The organism is Bradyrhizobium sp. WYCCWR 12699 (assembly GCF_032144035.1).
In the GTDB taxonomy this organism is placed as follows: Bacteria; Pseudomonadota; Alphaproteobacteria; order Rhizobiales; family Xanthobacteraceae; genus Bradyrhizobium.
Genome location: NZ_JAVTJN010000030.1, coordinates 336352 through 361005, shown reverse-complemented (window position 1 = coordinate 361005; position 24654 = coordinate 336352). Strand labels below are relative to the sequence as shown.

The following is a 24654-nucleotide window of genomic DNA, read 5'->3' as shown; positions in this document are numbered from 1 at the left end:
GATTCTGTCCGCGAGACTGCCCCGGATTTCGCTACGCTCCATCCGGGCTACAGGCCTTCGCGAGGATGGAAGCTCGCGCCCCGTCATTGCGAGGAGCGCTTGCGACGAAGCAATCCAGAATCTTTCTGCGGAGGCAGTCTGGATTGCTTCGCTACGCTCGCATGACGCGGCTGGATCGCCGCCTTACCTCATCGGCGGTGCGTACTGCACGCCGCCGGCGTTCCACAGCTGGTTCATGCCGCGCGGAATCTTCAGCTTCGACTTCTCGCCGATATTGCGCTCGTACATCTCGCCGTAATTGCCGACGTGGCGGATGATGCGGACGACCCAGTCCTTGGTGAGGCCGAGCTGCTCGCCGTAATTGCCCTCGGTGCCGACGAGGCGCATTACTTCCGGCTTCTTCGACTTCAGGGCTTCGTCGATGTTCTCCGAGGTCACCCCTAATTCCTCCGCGTTGATCATCGCGTAGAGCGTCCACTTCACGATCATCATCCAGTCGTCGTCGCGCTGGCGCACGACCGGAGCGAGCGGCTCCTTGGAGATCATGTCCGGCAGGATCATGTGGTCGCCGGGCTTGGTCAGATTCAGCCTGAGCGCGTAGAGCTGCGAGACGTCGGCCGAGAGCGTGTCGCACTTGCCGCTGTCGTAGGCCTTCACGACGTCGTTGAGATTGTCGAGCTTGACCTCCTCATACTTCATGTTGTTGGCACGGAAGTAGTCGGAGACGTTGAGTGCCGTTGTTGTTCCGCTCTGCACGCAGACCTTGCTGTCCGCGAGGTCCAGCGAGGTTTCCTTGTTGCGAGCGCGAGGCAGCATGAAGCCGACGCCGTCGTAATAGGCCACGGCCGGGAAATAGAGGTCATAGTCGAGCTCGCGCGCCATGCTCCAGGTCGAGTTACGCGAGAGGATGTCGACTTTCCGGCTCTGCAATTCCTTGAAGCGCTCGTTGGCGTCGAGCGGAACGAACTTGGCTTTGCCGGGATCGTTGAAGATCGCCGAGGCCACCGCCCGGCAGAAATCGACGTCGAACCCGGTCCAGTTGCCCTTGTCGTCGGGGATCGAGAAGCCCGGCAGGCCCTTGTTGACGCCGCACAGCACCTCGCCGCGGCGCACGGTGCGCTTCAGGGTGCGGGTGTCGTAGAATTCGTAGATGATGGCCAGAACGGCGACCAGCACGGCGACCGCGAGCCCGATCAGCAGGCCGCCTCGAAAACTGCGCATCATGTTGCTCTCTCGAAAAATCGGGAAAAGGAATTGGGAGGAGGGCGCAGAGCATGATCCCCGGGGATCATGCTCCAACGATAGCCTTACAGTTCAGGCTTCTGACGGATGACGACCTTGGTGCCGACAGGCACGCGGTCGTAGAGATCGGCGACGTCGTTGTTGACGAGACGGAAGCAGCCTGAGGACACCTTGGTGCCGATCGTGTCGGGGCGGTTGGTGCCGTGGATGCGGTACACGGTGGTGCCGAGATACATGGCGCGGGCGCCCAGCGGATTGCCGGGGCCGCCGGCCATGAAGCGCGGCAGATAGGGCTGGCGCTGGATCATCTCCGGCGGCGGCGTCCAGTCCGGCCACTCCTTCTTGTTCGTGATGGTCACGAGGCCCTGCCACTGAAAGCCGTCGCGGCCGACGCCGATGCCGTAGCGGATCGCTCGCCCGCCCGGCTGCACCAGATAGAGATGCCGTTCGGCGGTCGATACGATGATCGTGCCCGGCGCCTCGGTGGTGCGGAAATAGACGACCTGCTTCTGCCATTCCGGCTCGAGCTGGTAGCCGTCGTCGGCGACCAGGCCCGGCTCGTCGCCGCGGTCAGGCTGCTGGGCGAAGGCGGAGGGCGTGGACAGAATGAGCCCCACCGCAGCCATGAACATCCCGGTCAGGCGACGAAAATCCGTCATCTCAAGCTCTCCCCGCTGCCACAGCGCAAATCATTCAGAAGCATCAAACCTGAGGGGCAGGTTCATGGCAAGTTGATGGCGCGCCGCCCTGATATGTCACGAGAATGCCTATGGTTTTTTAACGGTGCCGGGCAATGCCACAAACAGGGGATGGCGCGAAAAGCTTAGGTCGCGGCGGCAACGGGGCTGCGCTCCCTCCCCCGCTTGCGGGGAGGGCCGGGGAGAGGGTGTCTCCGCAACGGGACACTTCCCCAGAGGAAAGAAACTTCACCCGCGCGACCTCTCCCGCAAGCGGGAGAGGCTCAGACCGAGCCCGCGTTGATGTCTACATCGACCATTGTCATCGGAAGCCAGTCAGATCTTATTGCTCTCCGCCGCGATCCCCAGCCGCCGCACGATCTCCGTTCCCACCGCGCGCGCCTCCACCCGCGAGCCGATCCGCGGGCTGCGAAACCTTCGCCCCGAATGCAGTCGAATCACGACGATGCAATGCTCGTCCTCGGACCGGCCGCGGCGCTCGACCGTGATGGTCTTCACGTCGGGTCCTGCGATGTGGTCGGCGCGCGGCGTGCCGTCGCCCCACAGCCGTTCGACGCGGATGTCGCGCTCGCGGATGATCCAGAGCGCGCCAGTGAGGAGGTTGGCATAGCGATGCACGGCGAACGCCGCGAGCACCCCGAGCGGTAGCAGCAGGATGTCGACATGGCTGGGCGGCCATCCGCGCCAGAGTTTATAGGCGTAGGGCACGGCGGACAGAGCGACGACGATCAGAGAGACAATCCTGATGTCCCGCGTGGGAAACGCCTCCAGCGGCTCGCCGAGATGCATCTCCGGATTGCTGGCATCGAGCGGATTGACGGGCTCCTCGACATTGGGAACCTCGAACTGCGCCGCGATCCGGGCCACGGTGTCGCGCACATGCGTGACGTCGGAGATCGGCGGCGACGTCAAGCGCTCTCCCGAGGCCAGCGTGAACACGAGTTGAAAGCGCGCCTTCACCCGCTTGCTGCCGGGAACCTGCAACGCCGTGATGTCGTCCTTCGCGACGATGCGCGTACGCAGCTTTCCGAACGGGCTTTGCCGTCCGATCAGGATCTCGTTTGCCGTGATGATCCACACCACGGCCGGCGCCAGCATGATGCCGACGACGAATCCCGCCCCGATGAGCAGCGCCACCACCGATATGATGATTTCCAGGGTGTCGTGCGTGAACAGGCCCGGCGTGAAGCACAGCGCAACGGCCGCCGCGAAGCCTGCCACGACCAGCCGCTGCGCGATCGAAGAGCCTTCACGAAGGCGGATGTCGGTGCTGGTGTTCGCGTCGTCCATCGCGGGCGGCTGATTCCGATGCCGCGAACCTCCACGGACGGGTCCGTGGAGTCAAGCAACAAGGGCGACAACTAAAACCCGCCGCGCGGCGTCCGTGCGGCATCAGCTGCTGGCGTTCAGCAGCTTGGCCACGGTGCGGTCGATCTCGTCATAGCGGCCTTCGCCGGCGTGCTGGAACACGATCTTGCCGTTCTGGTCGATGATGTATTGCGCCGGCCAATATTGGTTGCGGTAGGCGTTCCAGGTCTTGGAATCATTGTCCTGCGCCACCGGATACGTGATGCCGTGGCGTTTCAGTGCGGCCTGCACGTTGGAGGCCGAGCGCTCGAACGGGAATTCCGGCGTGTGCACGCCGACCACGACGAGGCCCTTGTCCCGATACTTGGCGTAGAGCTCGGTGACGTGCGGCAGCGTGTTGACGCAGTTGACGCAGCCATAAGTCCAGAAGTCGACCAGCACGACCTTGCCGCGGAGCTCAGTAAGGCTGAGGGGCTTCGAATTGAACCAATTGTTGATGCCGGCGAAGTCGGGCGCCGTCTGCTGGCTTGCTGCGGCGACGGTGATCGGCACGGCGGGCGCGGCTTCGTCGCAGAAGCCGGGGATGACGGCGCCGGTGGCAGTGAGGCCGACAAGTGCAGCTGAGACGGCGAGCAGTTTGAACGTCATGGGCGAGTCCTCCGGTGAAGATGAGGGATTACAGGCCGATCTGGCCGGTCGGGTAGAAGCCGGTGAGCCACGCCACGATCAGCGTGTCGTATTGGAAATAGGCGGCAACCGCGAAGGCGATCACGACGATTCCAAAGCCCTGCTGCAGGCGTGGGGTGATCCGCGACAGGCTGCGCACCCGGGTGGTCGCGGCCTGTCCGCCGTAGGCGATCGCCAGCATCGGGATCGCCGCGCCGATCGCATAGGCGATCAGCAGCGTGCCGGCCCAGGCCAGATTCTTCGAGGTCGCAACCAGCGTCAGGATCGAGCCGAGCACCGGGCCGGCGCAGGGCGTCCAGACCAGGCCCAGCGTGGTGCCGAGGATCAGCCCGCCGAGCGCGCCCTCGCGTGGCGCGCCGCCTGCGCTGCCGAGATCGAGCCAGCCATTGAGCCGGATCGACAGCCATTCGAACGGCGTCGGCCACAGCATCAACAGGCCAAAGCCGAGCAGCAGGATCGCGGCGGCCTCGCGCAGCACGTTCGGATCGAAATCGAGCAGCCGCGTCAGTGCGCCGAGCAGCAGCGCGACCGCCGAGAACGAGACGACGAAGCCGAGCGCGATCATCAGGGGGCGCAGCCGACCGTCGCGCCCGATCGAGGCGCCGAGCAGGATCGGCAGCATCGGCAGCGTGCAAGGCGCGGCGATGGTGAGGATGCCGGCAAGGAGAGCGAAGAGCAGTTCGAGCATGGCGCACTCGCGAGGGAGGTCACGAGGGCAGTTCGGGCGCGGTGGGGTGGTCGTTACGCACCGTCACGCCTTCGTGACGGGGCCGAATCTCGGCCATGACGATGTGGAAGCAGCCGTGGCTTCCAGCGTCTGCGACCCCCAAACACAAAACGACCCGGAGGGGGGCATCCCGTCCGGGTCGCTGGAGGTCCTTGGGAGGTTTAAGCAAAACCGTATGTGAGCTTTATAGGGAGGAAGTTTTTCCGCCTGATGTTGTGCTTTGTTTCAATTGTTTCGTCGGCGGTAACACTTCCGTGTCCCGGGGTGGGGCCGCCTGGCGGGCCTCAACCCTTTGAAATCGTTGCCTCAGGCGGCGAAACGCTCGACGCCGGCGCCTTTAAGCAATTCGGCCAATTGCTTGCGGGCGTAGAACATCCGCGTCTTCACGGTGCTCTGGGGGATGCCGATGATCTGCCCGACCTCCTCCACCGACTTCTCGTGGTAGTAGACGAGGTTGATGATCTCGCGATGCGCGGGCGACAGCTTCTGCACGCAGGCGCGCAGGATGGCGCTGGTGTCGCTGCGGTCGAGCGAGGTCTCGGGCGTGTCGTTGCCATCAGGAATCTGGCGCACGTCCTCCTGGTCGATGTCCTCGAAGCGGCGCTGGCGCATCGCTGTCAGGGCCTTGAAGCGGGCGATCGAGAGCAGCCAGGTCGAGACCTGCGAGCGGCCCTGGAACTGGCCGGCGGTCCGCCACACGTCCAGAAACACCTGGCTGACCAGGTCTTCCGCCGCGGTGGCGTCGCGCACGATGCGCAGGATGAAGCGGTACACCCGCACATTGTGCCGGCAGTAAAGGATGTGCATGGCCGTCCGGTTACCGTCGGCAATGCTTTCGAGGAGCATGTCGTCCGAGGTCGCCTGAGCGGCGATGATGCTCTGGCTGGCTTGGGCGTTGATGGCGATGACGTTCCGCATGGACTTGGCTCCCCGTAGCGCCGCAACCGAGCGGCGTTTCCTTGGACCAAAGTGTTAATGAGCCAACGTTTCGGGACGTCTGCACGAAAAGCGGAAAATGGTTTCGTGCGCCGCCAAATTGTTTCGTCGAAGGGGGCGCGACGAAACATTCGGGGCAAAAAGCCGTGGAATTTCAATGTACGGAAAATACGGGTGTGGGGATTTGGCGGCGCCCTGAGCAGTCAGGAACGTATTTCCGGGTCTTGCGTTCGGTCGCGCTGCACCCACCGATGTCGTTCCAGATGGGCGCTCCGTGAAGCTCCATCCGGGCTACGGCACCGCGCTCCGCCGCCCGCCCTCTACGCCTTCTCGCCCTGCGGCGAGAACAGATAGCCGCCGCCGCGGATGGTGCGGATCACGGCCGGCTTGGCCGGATCGGGCTCGATCTTGCGGCGGATGCGCATGATGCGCAGGTCGACGGCGCGGTCGAAGGCTTCGGCGTCGCGCGCATTGGCGAGTTCGAGCAGGCGCTCGCGCGACAGCACGCGCTTGGGATTGGCCGCGAACACTTTCAACAGCCCGAATTCGGATGCGGTCAGCGGGTGCTCGTTGCCCTCGTCGTCGCGCAAGGCCTGGGCTTCGAGATCGAGCCACTTGGTCCCGAACCGTACCAGCTGCTCCTTGTCGGACTTCGCCGCCGCCTCGGGCGCGGCCGCCTTGGCCGGCACGCTCCGGCGCAGCACCGAGCGGATGCGCGCCATCAGCTCGCGCAGCTCGCAGGGTTTTGCCACGTAATCGTCGGCGCCGAGCTCGAGCCCGACGACGCGGTCGATCGGGCTCGCGGTCGCCGTGAGCATGATGACCGGCACGTTGATGCGGCTCTTGAGGTCGCGGATGATCGAGAGGCCGTCCTCCTCGGGCATGTTGAGGTCGAGCACGACGAGATCCGGCATGCTGCCCTGGATCGCGGCGCGCAAGCTCTTGCCGCCGTCGCACAGCGTCACGGTGAAGCCGTGCATCTTGAGATAATCGCCGACCATCTCCCGGGCCGGGGCTTCGTCGTCGACGATCATGATGTGCTGGCTTTGGGTCATGGTCTCTTGATCACGGCATTTCGGTCGCGGGGAGGGCGATGGTGAAGGTCGAGCCCTTGCCGGGCCCATCGCTGTCGGCGGTCACCTCACCGCCGTGCATGTCGATGATGCGCTTGACGATGGAGAGGCCAAGCCCCGTCGAGCTCTCGCCGGCGGTCGGCTTGGCCGACAGCCGCTGGAACCGGCCGAACAGGCGGCCGAGATCCTCCGGCGACAGGCCGGCGCCCTCGTCGCTGACGCGGACGATGGTGTCGCCGCCCTCATGGCTGACGGCGACGTCGATCTTGCCGCCGATCGGCGAATATTTGATGGCGTTGCTGATGAGATTGTCGATGGCTTCGCGGATGCGGTCGGTGTCGCACATGGTAACGATGTTGGCCGGTGCGATGACGCTGATCGCCTGCTGCTTGTTGACGGCCAGCGGCTGGTTGGCCTCGGCGACCTCCTTGACCAGGGCCGCGACGTCGACCGGCTCGCGGCGGATGGTGATGTCGAAGGCGTCGGCCATCGCGTCCGAGATCAGGTGGTCGACCATCGTGGTCAGCCGCTTCGTCGCATCGCGGATGTGATCGACCTGGGCGACCACGCCGCTTTCCGAGGCGCCGGTCGAGATCAGCTCCTTCAGCATCTCGGTGCGGCCGAGGATGACGCCGAGCGGGTTCTTCAGATCGTGGGCGACGGTGCCCAAAATCTCGTTCTTGAAACCATTGGCGCGCTGCAGCCGCAGCCATTGCGCGGAGAGGCGGCGATTGGCCTGCATCAATGCGCGGGTGCGCTGGGCGACGCGGTCCTCAAGCTGGGTGTTGGCGTCCTGCAGCTGCTGGTAGAGGATGACGTTGTCGAAGGCGATCGAGAGCCGGGAGGAGAAGATCTCGACCAGCGAGCGGTCGGTCTCGGACAATTCGCGCTCGGCCTGCAAGAGCACCACGACCTCGCGGCCGGATCCGGTGCGCAGATAGATCACGCTGCGATGGTCGGCGAACTCGTTCTTGCGGCGCTGGAACGCCGCCTCCACCATCTCGCGCAGATCGGGGTCGAGCGCCTTCGACGTCGTGGTGCCGATGAAGCGGCTGTAGCAGCCGCTGCCGGCGAGCACCGAGAGCTCGGGATCGATGCCGCCATTGTCGCGCAGGACCAGGATGCCGGCGCAGTCGACGTTGAGCAGCGAGGCGAGCTGGGTCAGCACGCCCTCGGCGAGCCGCTGCATCGACTTGAAATCGTACAGCGTCGACGCCGCATCGATGATGATCTCGAGCCCCCGCCTTGTCTGCACCATGCGCTCGAGCTGCTGATAGGAGCGCAGCGCCGCGGTCAGCGAAGTGAACAGCTTGTCGGCGGTGAGCTCGGTCTTGGCCTTGTAGTCGTTGATGTCGTACTGCACGATCACGCGCCGCTCCGGCGCCTGGCCGGGCTGGCCGGTGCGCAGGATGATGCGCACGGTCTCGTTCTTGATCTCGTTGCGGATGAACTCGACCAGCTCGAGGCCGGCGACGTCGGTCTCCATGATGACGTCGAGCAGCACGGCGGCGATGTCGCCGTGCTCGGCCATCAGCTTGCGGCCTTCCGCCGCGGAATAGGCCGACAGGATCTCCAGGCTCTGGCCGTTCAGGCTGTAATCCGAGAGGGCAAAACGGGTGCCGTCATGCACCGCCGGATCGTCGTCGATGACGGCGATCTTCCATTTCCGGGCGTTGCTATCCTCCGACGCGGTACCGGTGTCGTCGATCAGGTGGAGGACATCGTCCTGTTCGGCCATTGAGAAGTCCCGTCGCTTTCTGTGCTTTGCGCGCCGCCCTTGGCGATGCGGGGCATGATAATGCGAAAAGTAGTGCCTTGTCCCAGCTTGGATTCCAGCATCATGCGGCCGCCGAGCTGCTGGGTGACGAGGTTATAGACGATATGCAGGCCAAGTCCCGTGCCGCCTTCATTGCGCCGGGTGGTAAAGAAAGGGTCAAAGGCCTGGCGCTGCACGTCAGGGGTCATGCCGGCCCCGTCGTCGGTGAAGCTGAGCTCGATGTCGTCGGCCCCGCGCGGCCGCGCCGAGATCGTGATCGTGCCGGCGCGCCCGTCGGCGAAGGCGTGGTTGGCGGCGTTGAGGAAGAGGTTGGTCAGGATCTGGCCATAGGAGCCCGGATAGCCGTCGAGCAACAGGCCCTCGGGCACGTCGACCTCGAGCGTGATCGGCGAGCGCTTCAGGACCGGCCTGAGGCTTGCAATGATCTGGTCGGTGGCCTCGCTGAGCGAGAATTGCCGCCGCTCGGCATGGGAGCGGTCGACCGCGACCTGCTTGAACGACTGGATCAGCTCGCCGGCGCGCTGCAGGTTGGCGACCAGCTGCTGCGAGGCATCGCGCGAGGACTGCACGAACTCCTCCAGCTGCGAACGGCGCAGGCCGCCCTCGCCCTTGAGCTGGGCCTCGAAGATCTCGGTGCGGCGGGCGAAGCTGGAGGCAACGGTCAGGCTGATGCCGATCGGGTTGTTGACCTCGTGGGCGACGCCGGCGACGAGGCCGCCGAGCGCCGCCAGCCGCTCGGCGTCGATCAGATTCTGCTGCGCGGTATTGAGCTCGAGCAGCGCGCTTTCGGCCTTCTCCTTGGAGGCGCGCAGCTCGTCCTCGGTCTGGCGCTTGGCGATCGCGTTCTCGCGGAATACCTCCACGGCGCGCGCCATGGCGCCGACCTCGTCGCGCGCCTTGGTGCCCTGCACCTCGCGGTCGAGATCGCCGAGCGTGATCGCGCGCATCGCGGTCATGATCTGTTGCAGCGGCAGCCGGATCGACAGCGCGATCATCACGCCGGCGGTGAGGATGATGCCGAGGAAGATCACCGCGATCGACAGCACCCGCCGTGAGATATCCGCCAGCGTGCGGTCGAACGTCTCCTGCGCCTTCTGCTCGCGCTGGCGCATCATGGTCGAGAGGTCGTCGATGGCGCCGATCGCCTCGGCCTGGCTGGCGTCGATGGTGTTGCGCAGCAGCTCGGTGCGGCTCGCGAGCTGCTCGGAGAGTTTTGCAAAGCCCTCGCGCAGCGCGGCGGTGCGGGCCCCGAGCCGCTGCAGCGCCATGCGCTGGAGATCGTTGTCGGCGAGATCGATCATCACGGGGATGGTCTTCTCGATCGTCTCGGTGTTGCGGCGGGCGTCATCGGCCGCGCCCGTCGACAGCGACAGATAATAGGAATTGGCCGCCACCAGCATCGCGGTGAAGGCCTCGCGGGACTTCCCTAGCGAGGGCCAGATCAGCGCGTCGCGATGGCCGGTGGCGCCTTCGATGATGGAATAGAGGCCCGCCATGTCCCGGGCCGGACCCTGCACCTGCTCCTCATAGGTCTTGGCGATGGTGGCCTGCACACTGCGCAGCTCGCCGAAGCCGTTGAGGAAGCGGTCGGTGGTGCGCTCCAGCTCCTCGACCGACCCCGACAGCATCGGGTCCTTGGCGGCGCGGTTACTCAGCGTGCCCAGCACCGCCTCGCGCAGCAGCAGGATCTCGGCGAACAGGTCCGGGCTCGGCTGGTTGATGTAGCGGTGGATCAGATTGTGCAGGCGTCCGGTCTCGCTTTCGAGCAGCGCCAGGATGCGATCGGATTCGCGCACCTGGCGGACGTCGTCCCAGGCCGAGCCCAGCACCTGCGCGCCGTTCCAGATCATGGCGACCAGCACCACGACCACGGCGGAGTTCAGCGCGGCGATCGACAGGATGCGCCAGCGGATCGGCACCGCTCGCAGCACGCCGACGAGACGTGCGCGCAGCCGACCGATCGGGCCGGCCGGCCGCTCCGCGTGCTCGTGATGTCCAAGTGCAGCCAACGCGGCTCACTCCACCTTGCGAATGCGTTCGATCAGCGCGGCCGCCGCGGGATCGCGCCCGGCCTTGGCATAGATCGCCGCCATCGCGTCCTCGAACGGCTTGCGGTCGATGTCCCTGATGATGGTGACGCCGGCCTCCTCTGCCTTACGCTGTGACTGCTCCTCGAGGTCGCGCCATTTCTCGCGCATGAACCGGCTGGAGCGCTGCGCGGCCTCGCGGAAGATATTCTGGTCGTCCGGCGACAGGCTCTGCCAGGCCTTCAGCGAGATCACCAGCACCTCGGGGCTCATCGTGTGCTCGGTCAGCGTGTAGTGGCCGGCATGCTTGTAATGGTCCGTCGTCACGAAGGATGGCCAATTGTTCTCGGCGCCGTCGACCAGATGATGGGCGAGCCCGGTCAGCACCTGCCCATAGGGCATCTCGACCGGCTCGGCTCCGAGCGCGCGGATCATCTGGCTCATCAACTCCGACTGCTGCACCCGGATCCGCAATCCCTTGAGATCCGCGATGCTCTTCACCGGGCGGACACCGTTGTAGATCGAGCGCGCGCCGGAATCGTAAAAGGCGAGCCCGACGAAGCCATAGGGCTCGAAACTATCAAGGATCTCGCTGCCGACAGGCCCGTCCAGCACCTTCTGCATGTGCTCGATGGACCGGAACAGGAACGGCATAGCGAGCACGTTCATCGCGGGAACGAAGTTGCCGATCAGCGCCACGTTGGTCCGGTTGAGGTCGATCGCGCCGACCCGGGTCTGCTCAATGGTCTCCTTTTCCTCGCCGAGCTGACGGGAGTGGAACACCTTGATCTCGTGACGGCCCTGGGTGCGCTCGGCGATCAGGGCGCCCATGTAGCGCAGCGCCTGGACGGTCGGGTAATCCTCGGTCTGGGTATCGGCGGCGCGAAATTCGCGCGCAACGGCGCCCGTCGCCCGCATGCCCATCGAGACTGCGGCGAGCAAAAGCGCGACGAAGATTACCCCGGTCCGCGAGAGTTCGGCACGGTTTAGCACTGGCACACTCAACCCCTCAGTGGTGGAGTCTATGGCGGGGGCAAAAGGTTCAATGCAATCTAGCAGATGGTCGGGGGAAGACCATCCCGCCGCGGGGGCTGGGATCGATTGTGCGGCGCGGCCGCCGTTCATTCACGGTTGAAACCGGCTATGCCGCGCCTTAAGCAGGGCGGCCGCCTTGTCGACCGCGGCGTGGGAAGAGCCATCGCAATGCCAGCCTTGCGCGTTCTACGAATCGTCGCCGCCCTCGCGGCCTTCTCATCGGCTTTCTCATGGGCTGTCCCTGCGGGCGCCGCCACCGACATCGCGCTGTGGCACGCGATGTCCGGCGAGCTCGGCCGGCAGCTCGAAAAGCTCGCCTCCGATTTCAACGCCTCGCAGTCCGATTACCGAATCGTGCCCGCTTACAAGGGCAACTACACCGAGACGGTGACCGCCGCGATCTTCGCGTTCCGTTCGCGCAGCCAGCCCGCCATCGTCCAGGTCAACGAGGTCGCCACGGCCACCATGACCGCGGCCAAGGGCGCGATCTATCCGGTGTTCACTTTGATGCGCGACCAGGGCGAGCCGTTCTCGCTCGCCGACTATTTGCCGGCGGTCTCCGGTTATTACACCGACGCGGCCGGCAATCTGTTGTCGTTCCCGTTCAATTCCTCGACGCCGATCCTCTACTACAACAAGACCATGTTCCGCGACGCCGGCCTCGATCCGGAGGCGCCGCCGAAGACCTGGCCGGCCCTGGGGCTCGCGGCACAGCGCCTGCGCGACCGCGGCGCTGCGTGCGGCTTCACCACGTCCTGGCCCTCATGGATCCATGTCGAGAATTTTTCCGCCTTCCACAATCTGCCGGTGGCGAGCCGGGCGAACGGCTTTGCCGGGCTGGATGCGGAATTGACCATCAACAATCCCACCCTGGTGCGCCACGTCGCCCAGCTTGCCGAATGGCAGAAGACCAAGGTGTTCGACTATGGCGGACGCGGACAGGCCGCCGAGCCGCGCTTCCAGAACGGCGAATGCGGCATCTTCATCGGTTCCTCGGCAACGCGCGCCGACATCAGGGCGAATTCGAAGTTCGAGATCGGCTACGGCATGATGCCGTATTGGCCCGACGTGAAGGACGCGCCGCAGAACTCGATCATCGGCGGCGCCACGCTGTGGGTGCTGCGCGACCGGCCGCGCGAGGAGTACAAGGGCGTGGCGCGGTTCTTCGCCTACCTGTCGCAGCCCGGCGTGCAGGCGGCCTGGCACCAGAACACCGGCTATTTGCCGATCACCCGCGCCGCCTCCGAGCTGACGCGCGCGCAAGGCTTCTACGAGCGCAATCCGGGCTCGGCGATCTCGTTCGAGGAGATCACGCTGCATCGGCCGACGGAGAATTCGAAGGGCATCCGCCTCGGCTCCTTCGTGCTGATCCGCGGCGCGATCGAGGACGAGCTGGAGCAGGCCTTTGCCGGCCACAAGAGCGCGCAATCAGCCCTCGATTCCGCCGTCGAGCGCGGCAACAAGCTGCTCCGCCAGTTCGAGCGCGCCAGCCCGGACCGGTAGCGTGGAGCGATTGAACACCGCTGCAGCCGCGCGGGCGGTGCGCTCCCTCCCCCGCCTGCGGGGGAGGGTTGGGGAGAGGGCTCTCTCCACAATGGGACAATCCCCTAGAGGAGAAAGCCCCCACCCGGCGCTTCGCGCCGACCTCCCCCGCAAGCGGGAGAGGTGCACCGCCTGCTCGGTTCGCACTGAATCAATGAAGCTCATATCGTTGAGCTATCCCAAATGATCTCCGCTCCATTGCAGGGGTTGCCAGACCTCCTCGACGCCGAAAGCTTCCGCGCCTTTCGCGCCGCTCCCTCACATTGGCTGCCGATCGCGCTCGACATCGCGCGCAGCCATGGTCTCGATACCAGCACGCCGCATGTGTTTGTAACCGGCACCAATCTCGTGGTCGGGCTTGGCGAACAACTGATCCTGAAGATCTTCCCGCCGCTGCTCCGCGCCCAGTTCGTCTCCGAGCGCGGCTCGCTTGCGCAGCTCAAAGGCCGTCTCGATCTGCCGATCCCGGAGATCGTCGCGGAAGGTGAGCATGACGGCTGGCCCTATCTCGTCATCACGCGGCTATCAGGCGCGCTCGGCTCGGAGGTCTGGCCCTCATTGCCGGAAGCGCAGAAGGAGCGTGTGCTGCGCCAGATCGGCGAGACCATCGCCGCCGTGCAGCGCGCGCCGCTCGGCCCGCTCGCGCAGATCGAGCCGCGCTGGGACGATTTCATGCGCGGACAGATGCGGGGCTGCCGCGCGCGTCATACCCGTCTCGGCCTCGCGCCAAAATTTCTCGCCGGCCTCGATGATCTCCTGCGCGATGCGGAAAAGCTGATCCCCATGGACGCGCCGCCGGTGATCCTGATCGGCGAATACATTCCCGAGAATTTTCTGCTCGCCTGCGATGATGACCAATGGTCGCTCGCCGGCCTGTTCGACTTTGGCGACGTGCTGGCGGGATGGCGCGACTACGACCTGCTCGGCCCCGGCGCCTTCATGGCGGCGGGCCGGCCGGGGAGGGTGAAGAGCCTGCTCGAAGGCTTTGGCTATCCGAAGCCGGATTTCGCGCTCAAGCGCCGCCTGATGGCCCTGATGCTGCTGCACCGCGCCAGCGACCTCAACAGCCACATCTGCATCGAGGGCTGGCAGGAGAGGGCCGATGATTTGGTCGAATTGCAGGAACTGATCTGGGCCACCTGATCGAGCCACGGCTCTGATTAGAAGGCGGGCGACTGTTGGTCATCGCCTATAAAATGAGCAAATCCGCATCTTTGTATGCAATGTGAAGAGCCGAGGCGAAGGTCGCACATAGGTCAGAATCTAAATTATTGTTTTAAAATTAGTTACTTAGATCGATCGTAAGCGCTTCTTAACCCTTGGCACGAACCTTGCGAATCCAGTTCCAACCAAACCCTTTGCGTTGGAGCCATTTCATGAAGCGCCGCGATTTCCTCAAGTCCGTGTCCGGATTGGCCGCCGGAGCGGCGCTTCCGGCGATGCCGTCCGTGATCTCCACCGCCTATGCCGACGCGCGCTCGGAGACGCTGCTGATCGTCTCGGAGGGCGGACCGAACAATCTCGACATTCACGGCATCGGCACCAACGTGCCCGGCTATGAGGTGTCGTGGAATTGCTACGACCGCCTGATCAGCCACGAGATGAAGGTCGGCCCCGGCGGCGTGCCCTATTACGACCGCGACAAGTTCAAGGGCGAGCTCGCCGAGGACTTCAAGATCGACGACATGTCGGTCACCTTCAAGCTGCGTAAGAACGCCAAATTCCACGACGGCACGCCCGTCACCGCCAAGGACGTGAAATGGTCGCTCGACCGCGCCGTCAGCGTCGGCGGCTTCCCGACCTTCCAGATGAGCGCGGGTTCGCTGACCAAGCCCGAGCAGTTCGTCGTGATCGACGATTATACCGTGCGCGTCGACTTCCTGAAGAAGGACAGGCTCACGATCCCCGATCTCGCCGTGATCGTGCCCTGCATCGTCAACTCGGAGCTGGTGAAGAAGAATGCCAGCGAGAAGGATCCCTGGGGCCTCGAGTTTACAAAACAGCAAACCGCAGGCTCCGGCGCCTACAAGGTGACGAAGTGGACCGCCGGCACCGAAGTCATCATGGAGCGCAACGACGATTGGGCGTGTGGTCCGCTGCCGAAGATCAAGCGCGTGATCTGGCGCATGGTGCCGCAGGCCGGCAACCGCCGCGCACTGCTGGAGCGCGGCGACGCCGACATCTCCTACGAGCTGCCCAACAAGGACTTCCAGGAGATGAAGGCGAACGGCAAGCTCAACGTGGTGTCGCTGCCGTTCTCCAACGGCATCCAGTATATCGGCATGAACGTCACCAAGCCGCCCTTCGACAATCCGAAGGTGCGTCAGGCCGTCGCCTACGCGCTGCCCTATCAGAAGATCATGGACGCCGTGATGTTCGGCCTCGCCAACCCGATGTTCGGGGCGCCCAAGGACAAACCGACCGAAGTCGCCTGGCCGCAGCCGCACAAGTTCAACACCGACGTGGACAAGGCGAAGGCGCTGCTGGCTGAGGCGGGTTATGCCAACGGCTTCGAGACCACGATCTCGTTCGACCTGAATTTCGCAGGCGTCAACGAGCCGCTCTGCGTGCTGGTGCAGGAATCTCTCGCGCAGATCGGCATCAAGACCACCATCAACAAGGTGCCCGGCGCCAACTGGCGCACCGAACTCAACAAGAAGGAGATGCCGCTCTTCACCAACGTGTTCTCGGGCTGGCTCGATTACCCCGAATACTTCTTCTACTGGTGCTATCACGGCAACAATTCCGTCTTCAACACCATGAGCTACAAGTCGGCCGAGATGGACAAGCTCATCGACGGCGCGCGCACCGCGGCCGCGAGCGGCGACAAGGCAGCCTACGATGCCGACGTGAAGGGCTTCGTCGATCTCGCCTTCACCGACATCCCGCGCATCCCGCTCTACCAGCCCTTCGTCAACGTCGCGATGCAGAAGAACATCAGCGGCTATCAATACTGGTTCCACCGGAGGCTGGACTATCGCGCGCTCGTGAAGGGGGTGAGTAACAAGTAGAGCTAGGCACCGCATATGGCGTTCAGAAGCTTATCGGCTTGCTCCGTTCGCCTCTCCCGCTTGCGGGGGAGGCCGACGTGCTCGGAGAGCGCGGCGGGTGGGGGCTCTCTCCACACGAAGAATCCCTGTGCTGAAGCACCCCCACCCCAACCCTCCCCCGCAAGCGGGAGAGGGGGCGCAGTTCGACCTGTTGCGTCATCTCCTCTCATCAGGAGCATCCCATGCTGACCATGATCGGCAAGCGCCTGATGTTCGCGATCCCCTCGCTGATCGGCGTGGTCATCGTCACCTTCCTGCTGACGCGCGCGCTGCCGGGCGATCCCGCGGCCTATTTCGCCGGTCCCGCCGCAACCAAGGAAGCCGTCGAGCAGATCCGCAAGAAACTCGGTCTCGACAAGCCACTGATCGAGCAGTTCTTCCGCTACACCAACGATCTCGCCCATGGCGATTTCGGCAACTCGTTGACGACCGGCCAGCCGGTCGCGGCCGAAATCCGCAACCGCTTGCCGGCCTCGGCCGAGCTGACACTGCTCGGCCTCGTCGTCTCCATCGTCATCGCCATCCCGCTCGGCGTGCTCGCGGCAACACGGCCGGGATCGTGGGTCGATCATCTCTGTCGCATCACGACGACAGCGGGCGTCTCGCTGCCGGTGTTCTTCACCGGCCTCGTGCTGGTCTACGTCTTTTATTTCCGGCTCGGCTGGTCTCCCGCGCCGCTCGGGCGCCTCGACGTGTTTTACAGCGCGCCGCCGACGGTGACGGGCTTCTATCTGGTCGACACCCTGCTCGCGCGCGACCTCAAGGCGTTTCGTTCTGCGCTGAGCCAGCTCATCCTGCCGGCAACGACGCTTGCGATCTTCTCGCTGGCGCCAATCGCGCGCATGACGCGCGCCTCGATGCTGGCGGTGCTGGCATCCGAATTCGTCCGCACCGCGCGCGCCAGCGGCCTGTCGCCGGCGACCGTCATCGTGACCTACGCCTTCCGCAACGCCATGCTGCCCGTCATCACCACGCTCAGCATGGTGTTCTCGTTCCTGCTGGGCGCCAACGTGCTGGTCGAGAAAGTGTTCGCCTGGCCCGGCATTGGCTCCTATGCGGTGGAAGCGCTGATCTCGTCGGACTTCGCGCCGGTGCAGGGTTTTGTCCTCACCATGGCGGTGATGTACGTGCTGCTCAATCTCGTGATCGACATCCTCTACGGCGTGATCGATCCGCGCGTGCGGCTGGAAGGGTAGGGGGACTCCATGAGCTCCGTTGCGCCTGCTGTTGAACCCGTCGGTCCCGCCCGCACGTCAGGGCTTACCGCAATCCTCGAACAGACCCGCTACGTTCTCAGCGAGAACAAGGTCACCGGCTTTGCCTTCGCGCTATTGATCCTGATCCTCGCGGCCGCGATCTTCGGCCCGTATGTGGTGCCCTATGATCCACTCGCGTCGGACACCGCTGCCGCGCTAAAACCGCCCTCCGCCGCGCACTGGTTCGGCACCGATCAGCTCGGCCGCGACATCTTCAGCCGCGTCGTCGTGGCGACGCGGCTCGACACGTTCATCGCAATCGCCTCCGTCGCGCTGGTGTTCTTGATGGGCGGCCTCGCCGGCATCGCGGCCGGTTACTTTGGCGGCTGGACCGATCGCATCGTCGGCCGCATCGCCGACACCATCATGGCCTTTCCGCTGTTCGTGCTCGCCATGGGCATCGTCGCCGCGCTCGGCAATACCGTGCAGAACATCATCCTCGCCACCGCCATCGTGAACTTCCCGCTCTATGCCCGCGTCGCGCGCGCCGAGGCCAATGTCCGGCGCAATGCCGGCTTCGTGCAGGCCGCGCGCCTCTCCGGCAACGGCGAATTCCGCATCCTGCTGGTGCACATCCTGCCGAACATCATGCCAATCATGATCGTGCAGATGTCGCTGACCATGGGCTATGCCATCCTCAACGCCGCCGGCCTCTCCTTCATCGGCCTCGGCGTCCGCCCGCCGACGGCGGAATGGGGCATCATGGTCGCCGAAGGCGCGGGCTTCATGGTGTCAGGCGAATGGTGGATCGCGCTCTTCCCCGGCCTCGCGCTGATGATCGCCGTGTTCTGCTTCAACCTCCTCGGCGACGGCCTGCGCGACATCGTCGATCCCCAGCGGAGGACGTGATGGACAATTTCTGTCCAAAATTCCGTAACGATTCCAACGCCATTCTACTGTGCATGGGGTTGTTTTCGGGTTTCTTGATCGGCAGGCCCGCATGACCACCCAGCCCCTGCTCGACGTCCAGGACCTCACGGTCGAATTCACCACTCGCCGCGGCATCGTCAAAGCCGTGCAGCACGTCAACATTTCCGTCGCCAAGGGCGAGACGCTGGCCATCGTCGGCGAGTCCGGCTCCGGCAAGTCGGTGACCTCATATGCGGTGATGCGCATCCTCGACCGTGCGGGCCGCATCGCCGAGGGCTCGGTGATGTTCTCCGGCATCAACGTCAAGGCCGCGAGCGAAGACCAGATGCGCGATTTGCGCGGCCGCGAAGTCTCGATGATCTTCCAGAACCCGCGTGCGGCGCTGAACCCGATCCGCAAAGTCGGCGACCAGATCGAGGACGTGTTGCGCACCCATGTGCAGCAGGCCCAGGTCGCTGACCGCGGCGAGAAGGCGATCGAGGCGCTGGAGCAGGTCAAGATCGCCCGCCCGCGCGAGCGCTACCACGCCTATCCGTTCGAGCTGTCGGGCGGCATGTGCCAGCGCGTCGTCATCGCGCTCGCGCTTGCCTGCAATCCGCAGCTGCTGATCGCGGACGAGCCGACGACCGGTCTCGACGTCACCACGCAGAAGGCGGTGATGGATCTGATCGTCGAGCTGACGAAACGCCGCGCGATGTCGACCATCCTGATCACCCACGATCTGGGCCTCGCCGCCGCCTATTGCGACCGCGTCGTGGTGATGGAGAAGGGCCGCGTGGTCGAGACCGCCAACGCCGCAGACATCTTTGCCAATCCGCAGCATCCCTACACAAAAAAGCTGATGCGCGCGACGCCGCGGCTCGGGGTGAGCTTGCGGGATTTGTTGCCGGAGGAAGAGGGTGCCGCGCCCGCGGTGCCCGCCGAGTCGGCCCCGGCCGCCGCAGCGAGTGCAGAGAGCCAGAAGCCCCTCCTCCTCGTCGACAAGCTCGTCAAGGAATATCCCCGCCAGGGCGCTACCGCCGTGCTCGGCAAACTGTTCGGCCGCAAGCCGCCCGTGGAGCCGGACGTCTTCCGCGCCGTCGACGGCATCAGCTTCTCGATCAGCCATGGTGAGAGCGTCGGCCTCGTCGGCGAGTCCGGCTGCGGCAAATCGACGACGTCGATGATGGTGATGCGCCTCTTGGACCAGACCTCCGGCCTGATTCAGTTCGACGGCGAGGACATCTCCGGCATCGCGCCATCAGCTTTTGCCCGGATGCCGCAGCGCAGCCGCATCCAGATGGTGTTCCAGGATCCGACCGACAGCCTCAACCCGCGCTTCACCGCCGCCCGCGCCATCGCCGACCCGATCCTGCAGCTTGGCGACATCAGGGGACGCGATGCGCTGCGCGCGCGCTGTGAGGAACTGGCGACCATGGTCGGCCTGCCGCACAATCTTCTGGACCGCTTCCCGCACCAATTGTCTGGCGGCCAGAAGGCCCGCGTCGGCATCGCCCGCGCCATCGCGCTGCACCCGAAGCTGGTCATCCTGGACGAGCCGACGGCGGCGCTGGACGTTTCGGTGCAGGCGGTCGTGCTGAACCTGCTTCAGGACCTCAAGGCGCGGCTAGGTATGAGCTATCTGTTCGTCTCGCATGATTTGAATGTGGTGCGCTTGCTGTGCGATCGTGTCATTGTGATGCGGACGGGACGGATCGTCGAGGAAGGCACTTCCGAGCAGGTGCTCGGCGATCCCCAAGACGACTATACCAAGGAACTGCTGACGGCGATCCCGCATCCGCCGTTGCCGACACATTGATTGCTGGGACGCGTGATGGCCGAACCGTTGGACGATTATATCGACGCCTTATCGAAAGCGCTGGCACTGCCGGTCGAGGAAGCCTGGCGGCCAGCGGTGCGCGCCAATCTCGAAGTCTCGCTGCGGCTTGGCCGCATGGTCGACGAATTCGCGCTGCCGGACGAGACCGAGCCGGCACCGATCTTCACGGCCTAATGCCGCCATGACCAGCAAGCCAGAGATGACGGCCGCCGAGATCGCCAGCGCGGTTGCGACCCGCAAAATGTCCGCGCTCGATGCCACGGAAGCCGCGCTCGCGCGCATCAAGCAGCATGACGGCATCCTCAATTCCTTCACCGATATCACCGCCGATCGCGCCCGCACGAAGGCACGCGCGGTCGATGCCGACATCGCCGCCGGCAAGGACGTCGGCCCGCTCGCCGGCGTGCCCTTCGCGGTGAAGAACCTGTTCGATGTTGCTGGCCTGCCGACACGCGCCGGCTCGAAGATCAACCGCGACCGCGCACCCGCCAAGCGCGATGCGATGCTGATCGAGCGCATGGAAGCCGCCGGCGCCGTGCTCGTCGGCGCGCTCAACATGGGCGAATACGCCTACGACTTCACCGGCGAGAACGTCCATGACGGTCCCTCGCGCAATCCGCATGATACGACGCGGATGACCGGCGGCTCCTCCGGCGGCTCGGGCAGCGCCGTCGGCGGCGCGCTGGTGCCGATTGCCCTCGGCTCGGATACCAATGGCTCGATCCGCGTGCCGTCCTCGTTCTGCGGCATCTTCGGCCTGAAGCCGACCTATGGAAGGCTGTCGCGGGCGCGCTCGTTCCCCTTCGTCGCGAGCCTCGATCATCTCGGTCCGTTCGCACGCTCCGCCGCCGATCTCGCGCTCGCCTATGACGTCATGCAGGGCCCGGACACGGAGGATAGCGCCTGCACGACGCGCGGGCTCGAGCCGACGCTGCCGCTGATCGCCAATCCGGTGTCGGATTTGCGCATCGCGATCGCCGGCGGGTATTTCCAGAAGAACGTGTTCCCGGAAGCCGTCGAAGCCGTCAGCCGCGTTGCCAAGGCGCTCGGCGCAACGCGAGTCGTCGACGTGCCCGAGGCGGCGCGCGCTCGCGCCGCGGCCTATGTCATCACCACCACCGAAGGCGCCTCGCTGCATCTCGACCGCTTGCGCCAGCGCCCGAACGATTTCGATCCGGCGGTGCGCGACCGGCTGATCGCCGGCGCCATGGTGCCGTCGCCGCTGGTCGACCGCGCGCAGAAATTCCGCCGCTGGTACCGCGCGCAGCTCGCCGAGATCTTCAAATCGGTCGATGTGCTGCTGGCGCCGGCAACGCCCTGCACCGCGCCAAAGCTCGGCCAGGTGAACTTCAATCTCGACGGCGTCGAGCTGCCGGTACGTGCCAATATCGGCGTCCACACCCAGCCGATCTCCTTCATCGGCCTGCCGGTGGTGGCAGTTCCGGTGCCGCTCGAGCCGCTGCCGATCGGCGTGCAGATCATCGCCGCGCCCTGGCGCGAGGACATCGCACTCCGTGTCGCCTACGCGCTGGAAAAGATGGGCGTCGCCGCCGCGCCCGCGCCAAGGGGACTTTGAGAGGAATTTGAGATGGAGATCGATCTCCCCGACGTGATTGCGGAAGTCAGAGCCGCGTTCGACCGTTATGAGCAGGCCCTGGTCAGCAATGACGTCGCCGTGCTCGGCGAGCTGTTCCGCAACGACCCCCGCACGCTGCGCTATGGCATCGGCGAGAACCTCTACGGCTATGAGGCGATCTCGGGCTTCCGCGCCGCGCGCTCACCCGTCGGCCTCAATCGCCGCACTGCCAGGACGGTCATCACCAGCTATGGCCGCGACACCGCCGTGGCCTCCACTCTGTTCTATCGCGACACGGCGCCCGGCAAGGTCGGCCGGCAGATGCAGACCTGGGTTCGTTTTCCCGAGGGCTGGCGCGTCGTCGCCGCCCATGTCAGCATCATCGACGAGCCGAAAGAGGCGTGACCGCATGACGCTCGACGATCTTCCGCCAGACGCCGTGCCGGCCGAGCCGGTGGTGCCGCGCGTCGACCGGGCGCAGCCCAGCGTGCACAAGATCACGCGCGCCGAGGAGCTGCGCCTGCAGCTTGCGGACGAGATCGTGCGCGGCGCTCTCGCCCCCGGCGCGCCGCTGGACGAGACCGACATCGCGCGCCGCTTTAACGTCTCGCGGACGCCGGTGCGCGAGGCGCTGCGTCAGCTCGTGGCAAGCGGCCTCGTCGAAGCGCGCGCCCATCGCGGCGCGGTGGTGGCGCAGCCGTCGATCGAGCGGCTGAAAAGCATGTTCGAGGCGATGGCGGAGCTGGAAGCGCTGTGCGCCGGCCTCGCCGCTGAGCGCATGGCAGCGAGCGAGCGACATGGCCTCGAGGCGATCCACGAAGAGCTGCGCGTGCTCAGCTACACCGGTAATCCCGATCGCTTTCACGAGGTCAACGAGCGCTTCCACAACGCGATCTATGCGGGATCGCAGAACGGCTACATCGCCGAGATCACGCTCGCCACCCGCGTCCGCGTGCAGCCGTTCCGCCGCGCCCAGTTCCGCAATCTCGGACGTCTCGCCAAATCGCAAGCCGAGCACGACCGCGTCGTCGTCGCCATCATGCGCGGCGACAAGCAGGGCGCCGCCGCCGCGATGCGCGCGCATATCGAGCTGGTGCGCGGGGAGTATGAGAACTACGCGGTGTCGGTGTAGCGCCGCACGATCGGTGCCGTAGAGTTGGCAAAGCGAAGCGTGCCCACCCTACGAGACCTACGCCTTGGCTGCTTCCTTCATATACGCGCGCCATCCCCCATACGTCGTGATATCGCGCGCATCGCCCAGCACCTCCGGCTCGACGAGAAACCCCTTCACGCTGCGACCATCGGCAAGCCGCACCGTGCCGATCGCCATCGGCGCGGGAATGGCGTTGACGAACTTGCCGAACGCCGACGACGACAGCGACCAGATCTCCAGCTCGATCGCCGCGCCGTTACCGGCTGCAACCCGCAGCATGCCCGGCTTCGGCGGCGTGGTCTGAAGCGCGAAGAGCTTGTAGTCGGGTGCGGTTTTGGTCGCCTCGATCAGCGTGGCATTCAGCGCCGTCAGTTCACCGTTGAGAGCCATGCCGGACAGATGTGCACCGACGACCGCGATCGGGATCTCGTCGCCGCTACTTGCCGGCAGAGGCGCGAGCGGTGCCTGCGCCACGCCCCCGGCGCCGAGGCTCAGCTTCGTATCCGCATGGAACATACGCCCGATGCTCGCGAGCAGCGCGTCATGTCCCGCCGGCGCCAGCAGCGTGATGCCGAACGGAATGCCATCGGCGCGCATCGATGCCGGCAACGCCAGGCCGCAGAGGTCGAGCAGGTTGACGAAATTGGTGTAGGTGCCGAGCCGGCTGTTGAGCTCGATCGGGTTGGCGAGCACCTGCGCGGTCGTGTAGGCCGTCGGCGCCGTCGGCAGCACCAGCGCGTCGATGCTCGCAAACGTCCGCTCGGCGATCTTGCGCAGGCCTTGCAGGCGATACAGCGCCGAAAATGTCTCCGCCGCCGTCAGCCGTGCGCCGGCCGCGGTGATCTCGCGCGTCACGGGATGGATCGCATCCGGCGCGGACGCCAGCAGGTCCTTGATCACGAGATAGCGCTCGGCGACCCACGGGCCCTCATAGAGCAGCCGCGCCGTCTCGTAGAACGGCTCGAGGTCGAACTCGACCAGCGTGGCGCCGAGCGCGGTCCAGCGCTTCAGGGCATCGGCGTAGGCGGCCTCCGATGTCTTGTCGCCGAAGAAGATCAGCTGCCCGTTGCGCGGCACCCCAAGGCGCAGGTTTGCGGGAAACGGCGTGATCGGCTGAAGCGGCCGGTCGCGCGAGAACGGATCGGCCGGGTCCGGTCCCGCCATCACCGACAAGGCGAGCGCAGCATCATCCACCGTCAGAGCGAAGACCGAGATGCAGTCGAGCGTTCGGCAGGCCGGCACGAGACCGGCGTTCGAGATCATGCCGAGGCTCGGTTTCAGCCCGACGATGTTGTTGAGCATTGCCGGCACCCGTCCGCTGCCTGCGGTATCGGTGCCGAGCGACAGCGGCACGAGACCGGCGCCGACGGCGACCGCGGAGCCCGAGCTCGATCCGCCGGGCACGAGATCCTCACGGACCGAATTTTTGGGGATGCCGTAGGGCGAGCGCACGCCGACGAGGCCGGTCGCGAACTGGTCGAGATTGGTCTTGCCGATGATGATGGCCCCGGCGGCACGCAGCCGCGCCACCGCGGTCGAGTCGTGCGTCGGCGTGGTGGAGAAGGCCGGGCAGGCCGCGGTGGTCGGAAAGCCGAGCGCGTCGATATTGTCCTTCACCGCGACCGGCACGCCGTAGAGCGGCAGGCCAGCGGCATCCGCGCGCGCGGCAAGCTGCTCGGCCTCCGCGACCGCATCCGCCTCGTCGCGCAGGCTGATGAAGATGGCTGGATCGTTGCGGTCACGGATGCGCTGATAGGTCCGCGCGATGGTCTGTGCCGGCGTCATTGTGCCCGCGCGATGCGCGGCCACAATCGCGGCGATCGTTTCAGGCTGCTCAGCCCCCACCTCAGCCCTCATGGCGATAAAACTCCGGCAATC

At 65.4% G+C, this 24654-nt stretch carries 21 protein-coding genes; 10 read left to right on the top strand and 11 right to left on the bottom strand.

Features of this window, described 5'->3' with window-relative positions:
• Positions 1–183: 183 nt before the first annotated feature.
• From RPS27_RS12550 to RPS27_RS12505, 10 genes are all read right to left on the bottom strand, one after another.
• The gene (locus tag RPS27_RS12550; RefSeq protein WP_211416574.1) at positions 184–1221 is read right to left on the bottom strand and encodes an amino acid ABC transporter substrate-binding protein; all 1038 of its coding nucleotides are present in this window, start codon (positions 1219–1221) and stop codon (positions 184–186) included.
• 86 nt (positions 1222–1307) lie between these two features.
• Complete coding sequence (locus RPS27_RS12545; RefSeq protein WP_211415499.1) at positions 1308–1901, bottom strand: L,D-transpeptidase; 594 nt, start codon at positions 1899–1901, stop codon at positions 1308–1310.
• Between the two features lie 354 nt (positions 1902–2255).
• On the bottom strand, positions 2256–3230 hold the full coding sequence (locus RPS27_RS12540) for a hypothetical protein (protein WP_212065034.1): 975 nt from the start codon (positions 3228–3230) through the stop codon (positions 2256–2258).
• Between the two features lie 102 nt (positions 3231–3332).
• Positions 3333–3896 (bottom strand): thioredoxin family protein, encoded by a 564-nt coding sequence (locus RPS27_RS12535; protein ID WP_212065035.1) that lies wholly within the window; start codon positions 3894–3896, stop codon positions 3333–3335.
• A gap of 28 nt (positions 3897–3924) precedes the next feature.
• Positions 3925–4623, bottom strand: a complete 699-nt coding sequence (locus tag RPS27_RS12530) for a cytochrome c biogenesis CcdA family protein (protein ID WP_313754059.1) — start codon at positions 4621–4623, stop codon at positions 3925–3927.
• 345 nt (positions 4624–4968) lie between these two features.
• Positions 4969–5580 carry a sigma-70 family RNA polymerase sigma factor gene (locus RPS27_RS12525; RefSeq protein ID WP_194404933.1) on the bottom strand — a complete coding sequence of 204 codons (612 nt, stop codon included), beginning with the start codon at positions 5578–5580 and terminating at the stop codon, positions 4969–4971.
• 338 nt (positions 5581–5918) lie between these two features.
• Positions 5919–6653 carry a response regulator gene (locus tag RPS27_RS12520; RefSeq protein ID WP_194404932.1) on the bottom strand — a complete coding sequence of 245 codons (735 nt, stop codon included), beginning with the start codon at positions 6651–6653 and terminating at the stop codon, positions 5919–5921.
• A gap of 10 nt (positions 6654–6663) precedes the next feature.
• Positions 6664–8409, bottom strand: coding sequence for a DUF3369 domain-containing protein (locus RPS27_RS12515; RefSeq protein ID WP_313754058.1), 1746 nt, complete (start codon positions 8407–8409; stop codon positions 6664–6666).
• Complete coding sequence (locus RPS27_RS12510; RefSeq protein WP_313754057.1) at positions 8379–10457, bottom strand: ATP-binding protein; 2079 nt, start codon at positions 10455–10457, stop codon at positions 8379–8381. The genes RPS27_RS12515 and RPS27_RS12510 overlap by 31 nt, the downstream gene beginning before the upstream one ends.
• Positions 10458–10463: 6 nt before the next feature.
• Positions 10464–11474 carry a TRAP transporter substrate-binding protein gene (locus tag RPS27_RS12505; RefSeq protein WP_212065038.1) on the bottom strand — a complete coding sequence of 337 codons (1011 nt, stop codon included), beginning with the start codon at positions 11472–11474 and terminating at the stop codon, positions 10464–10466.
• A 204-nt stretch (positions 11475–11678) separates the two neighbouring features.
• Here RPS27_RS12505 and ugpB point away from each other — a divergent pair, with 204 nt between their 5' ends.
• The 10 genes from ugpB (at position 11679) to RPS27_RS12455 (ending at position 22755) form a co-directional block, all read left to right on the top strand.
• The gene (gene ugpB, locus RPS27_RS12500; protein ID WP_212065039.1) at positions 11679–13013 is read left to right on the top strand and encodes a sn-glycerol-3-phosphate ABC transporter substrate-binding protein UgpB; all 1335 of its coding nucleotides are present in this window, start codon (positions 11679–11681) and stop codon (positions 13011–13013) included.
• Positions 13014–13235: 222 nt separating this feature from the next.
• Positions 13236–14195 (top strand): phosphotransferase, encoded by a 960-nt coding sequence (locus RPS27_RS12495; protein WP_212065040.1) that lies wholly within the window; start codon positions 13236–13238, stop codon positions 14193–14195.
• Positions 14196–14428: 233 nt separating this feature from the next.
• Complete coding sequence (locus RPS27_RS12490) at positions 14429–16063, top strand: ABC transporter substrate-binding protein (RefSeq protein ID WP_212065041.1); 1635 nt, start codon at positions 14429–14431, stop codon at positions 16061–16063.
• Positions 16064–16284: 221 nt separating this feature from the next.
• Positions 16285–17298 carry an ABC transporter permease gene (locus RPS27_RS12485; RefSeq protein WP_313754056.1) on the top strand — a complete coding sequence of 338 codons (1014 nt, stop codon included), beginning with the start codon at positions 16285–16287 and terminating at the stop codon, positions 17296–17298.
• A 9-nt stretch (positions 17299–17307) separates the two neighbouring features.
• Positions 17308–18207: an ABC transporter permease gene (locus RPS27_RS12480; protein WP_194404925.1), complete on the top strand. Its 900-nt coding sequence runs from the start codon at positions 17308–17310 to the stop codon at positions 18205–18207.
• Between the two features lie 91 nt (positions 18208–18298).
• Positions 18299–20026 carry an ABC transporter ATP-binding protein gene (locus RPS27_RS12475; protein WP_313754055.1) on the top strand — a complete coding sequence of 576 codons (1728 nt, stop codon included), beginning with the start codon at positions 18299–18301 and terminating at the stop codon, positions 20024–20026.
• 15 nt (positions 20027–20041) lie between these two features.
• On the top strand, positions 20042–20221 hold the full coding sequence (locus RPS27_RS12470; protein WP_194404923.1) for a DUF4089 domain-containing protein: 180 nt from the start codon (positions 20042–20044) through the stop codon (positions 20219–20221).
• A gap of 7 nt (positions 20222–20228) precedes the next feature.
• A complete protein-coding gene (locus RPS27_RS12465) occupies positions 20229–21623 on the top strand; it encodes an AtzE family amidohydrolase (RefSeq protein ID WP_212065043.1) in 1395 nt (464 codons plus the stop codon).
• A 12-nt stretch (positions 21624–21635) separates the two neighbouring features.
• Entirely contained in the window at positions 21636–22028 is a 393-nt protein-coding gene (gene hpxZ, locus RPS27_RS12460) for an oxalurate catabolism protein HpxZ (RefSeq protein ID WP_211415508.1), read from the top strand.
• 4 nt (positions 22029–22032) lie between these two features.
• Complete coding sequence (locus tag RPS27_RS12455; protein ID WP_313754054.1) at positions 22033–22755, top strand: GntR family transcriptional regulator; 723 nt, start codon at positions 22033–22035, stop codon at positions 22753–22755.
• Positions 22756–22812: 57 nt separating this feature from the next.
• Here the strand turns inward: RPS27_RS12455 and atzF are convergent, their stop codons facing one another.
• Positions 22813–24633: an allophanate hydrolase gene (gene atzF, locus RPS27_RS12450; RefSeq protein ID WP_212065045.1), complete on the bottom strand. Its 1821-nt coding sequence runs from the start codon at positions 24631–24633 to the stop codon at positions 22813–22815.
• Between the last annotated feature and the right edge of the window lie 21 nt (positions 24634–24654).

What these genes read in the sequence shown, in the direction of transcription:
- RPS27_RS12550 (WP_211416574.1), bottom strand. Translation starts at nt 1,221, where the DNA reads ATGCGCAGTTTTCGAGGCGGCCTGCTGATCGGGCTCGCGGTCGCCGTG.
- RPS27_RS12545 (WP_211415499.1), bottom strand. Translation starts at nt 1,901, where the DNA reads ATGACGGATTTTCGTCGCCTGACCGGGATGTTCATGGCTGCGGTGGGG.
- RPS27_RS12540 (WP_212065034.1), bottom strand. Translation starts at nt 3,230, where the DNA reads ATGGACGACGCGAACACCAGCACCGACATCCGCCTTCGTGAAGGCTCT.
- RPS27_RS12535 (WP_212065035.1), bottom strand. Translation starts at nt 3,896, where the DNA reads ATGACGTTCAAACTGCTCGCCGTCTCAGCTGCACTTGTCGGCCTCACT.
- RPS27_RS12530 (WP_313754059.1), bottom strand. Translation starts at nt 4,623, where the DNA reads ATGCTCGAACTGCTCTTCGCTCTCCTTGCCGGCATCCTCACCATCGCC.
- RPS27_RS12525 (WP_194404933.1), bottom strand. Translation starts at nt 5,580, where the DNA reads ATGCGGAACGTCATCGCCATCAACGCCCAAGCCAGCCAGAGCATCATC.
- RPS27_RS12520 (WP_194404932.1), bottom strand. Translation starts at nt 6,653, where the DNA reads ATGACCCAAAGCCAGCACATCATGATCGTCGACGACGAAGCCCCGGCC.
- RPS27_RS12515 (WP_313754058.1), bottom strand. Translation starts at nt 8,409, where the DNA reads ATGGCCGAACAGGACGATGTCCTCCACCTGATCGACGACACCGGTACC.
- ugpB (WP_212065039.1), top strand. Translation starts at nt 11,679, where the DNA reads ATGCCAGCCTTGCGCGTTCTACGAATCGTCGCCGCCCTCGCGGCCTTC.
- RPS27_RS12495 (WP_212065040.1), top strand. Translation starts at nt 13,236, where the DNA reads ATGATCTCCGCTCCATTGCAGGGGTTGCCAGACCTCCTCGACGCCGAA.
- RPS27_RS12490 (WP_212065041.1), top strand. Translation starts at nt 14,429, where the DNA reads ATGAAGCGCCGCGATTTCCTCAAGTCCGTGTCCGGATTGGCCGCCGGA.
- RPS27_RS12485 (WP_313754056.1), top strand. Translation starts at nt 16,285, where the DNA reads ATGCTGACCATGATCGGCAAGCGCCTGATGTTCGCGATCCCCTCGCTG.
- RPS27_RS12480 (WP_194404925.1), top strand. Translation starts at nt 17,308, where the DNA reads ATGAGCTCCGTTGCGCCTGCTGTTGAACCCGTCGGTCCCGCCCGCACG.
- RPS27_RS12475 (WP_313754055.1), top strand. Translation starts at nt 18,299, where the DNA reads ATGACCACCCAGCCCCTGCTCGACGTCCAGGACCTCACGGTCGAATTC.
- RPS27_RS12470 (WP_194404923.1), top strand. Translation starts at nt 20,042, where the DNA reads ATGGCCGAACCGTTGGACGATTATATCGACGCCTTATCGAAAGCGCTG.
- RPS27_RS12465 (WP_212065043.1), top strand. Translation starts at nt 20,229, where the DNA reads ATGACCAGCAAGCCAGAGATGACGGCCGCCGAGATCGCCAGCGCGGTT.
- hpxZ (WP_211415508.1), top strand. Translation starts at nt 21,636, where the DNA reads ATGGAGATCGATCTCCCCGACGTGATTGCGGAAGTCAGAGCCGCGTTC.
- RPS27_RS12455 (WP_313754054.1), top strand. Translation starts at nt 22,033, where the DNA reads ATGACGCTCGACGATCTTCCGCCAGACGCCGTGCCGGCCGAGCCGGTG.
- atzF (WP_212065045.1), bottom strand. Translation starts at nt 24,633, where the DNA reads ATGAGGGCTGAGGTGGGGGCTGAGCAGCCTGAAACGATCGCCGCGATT.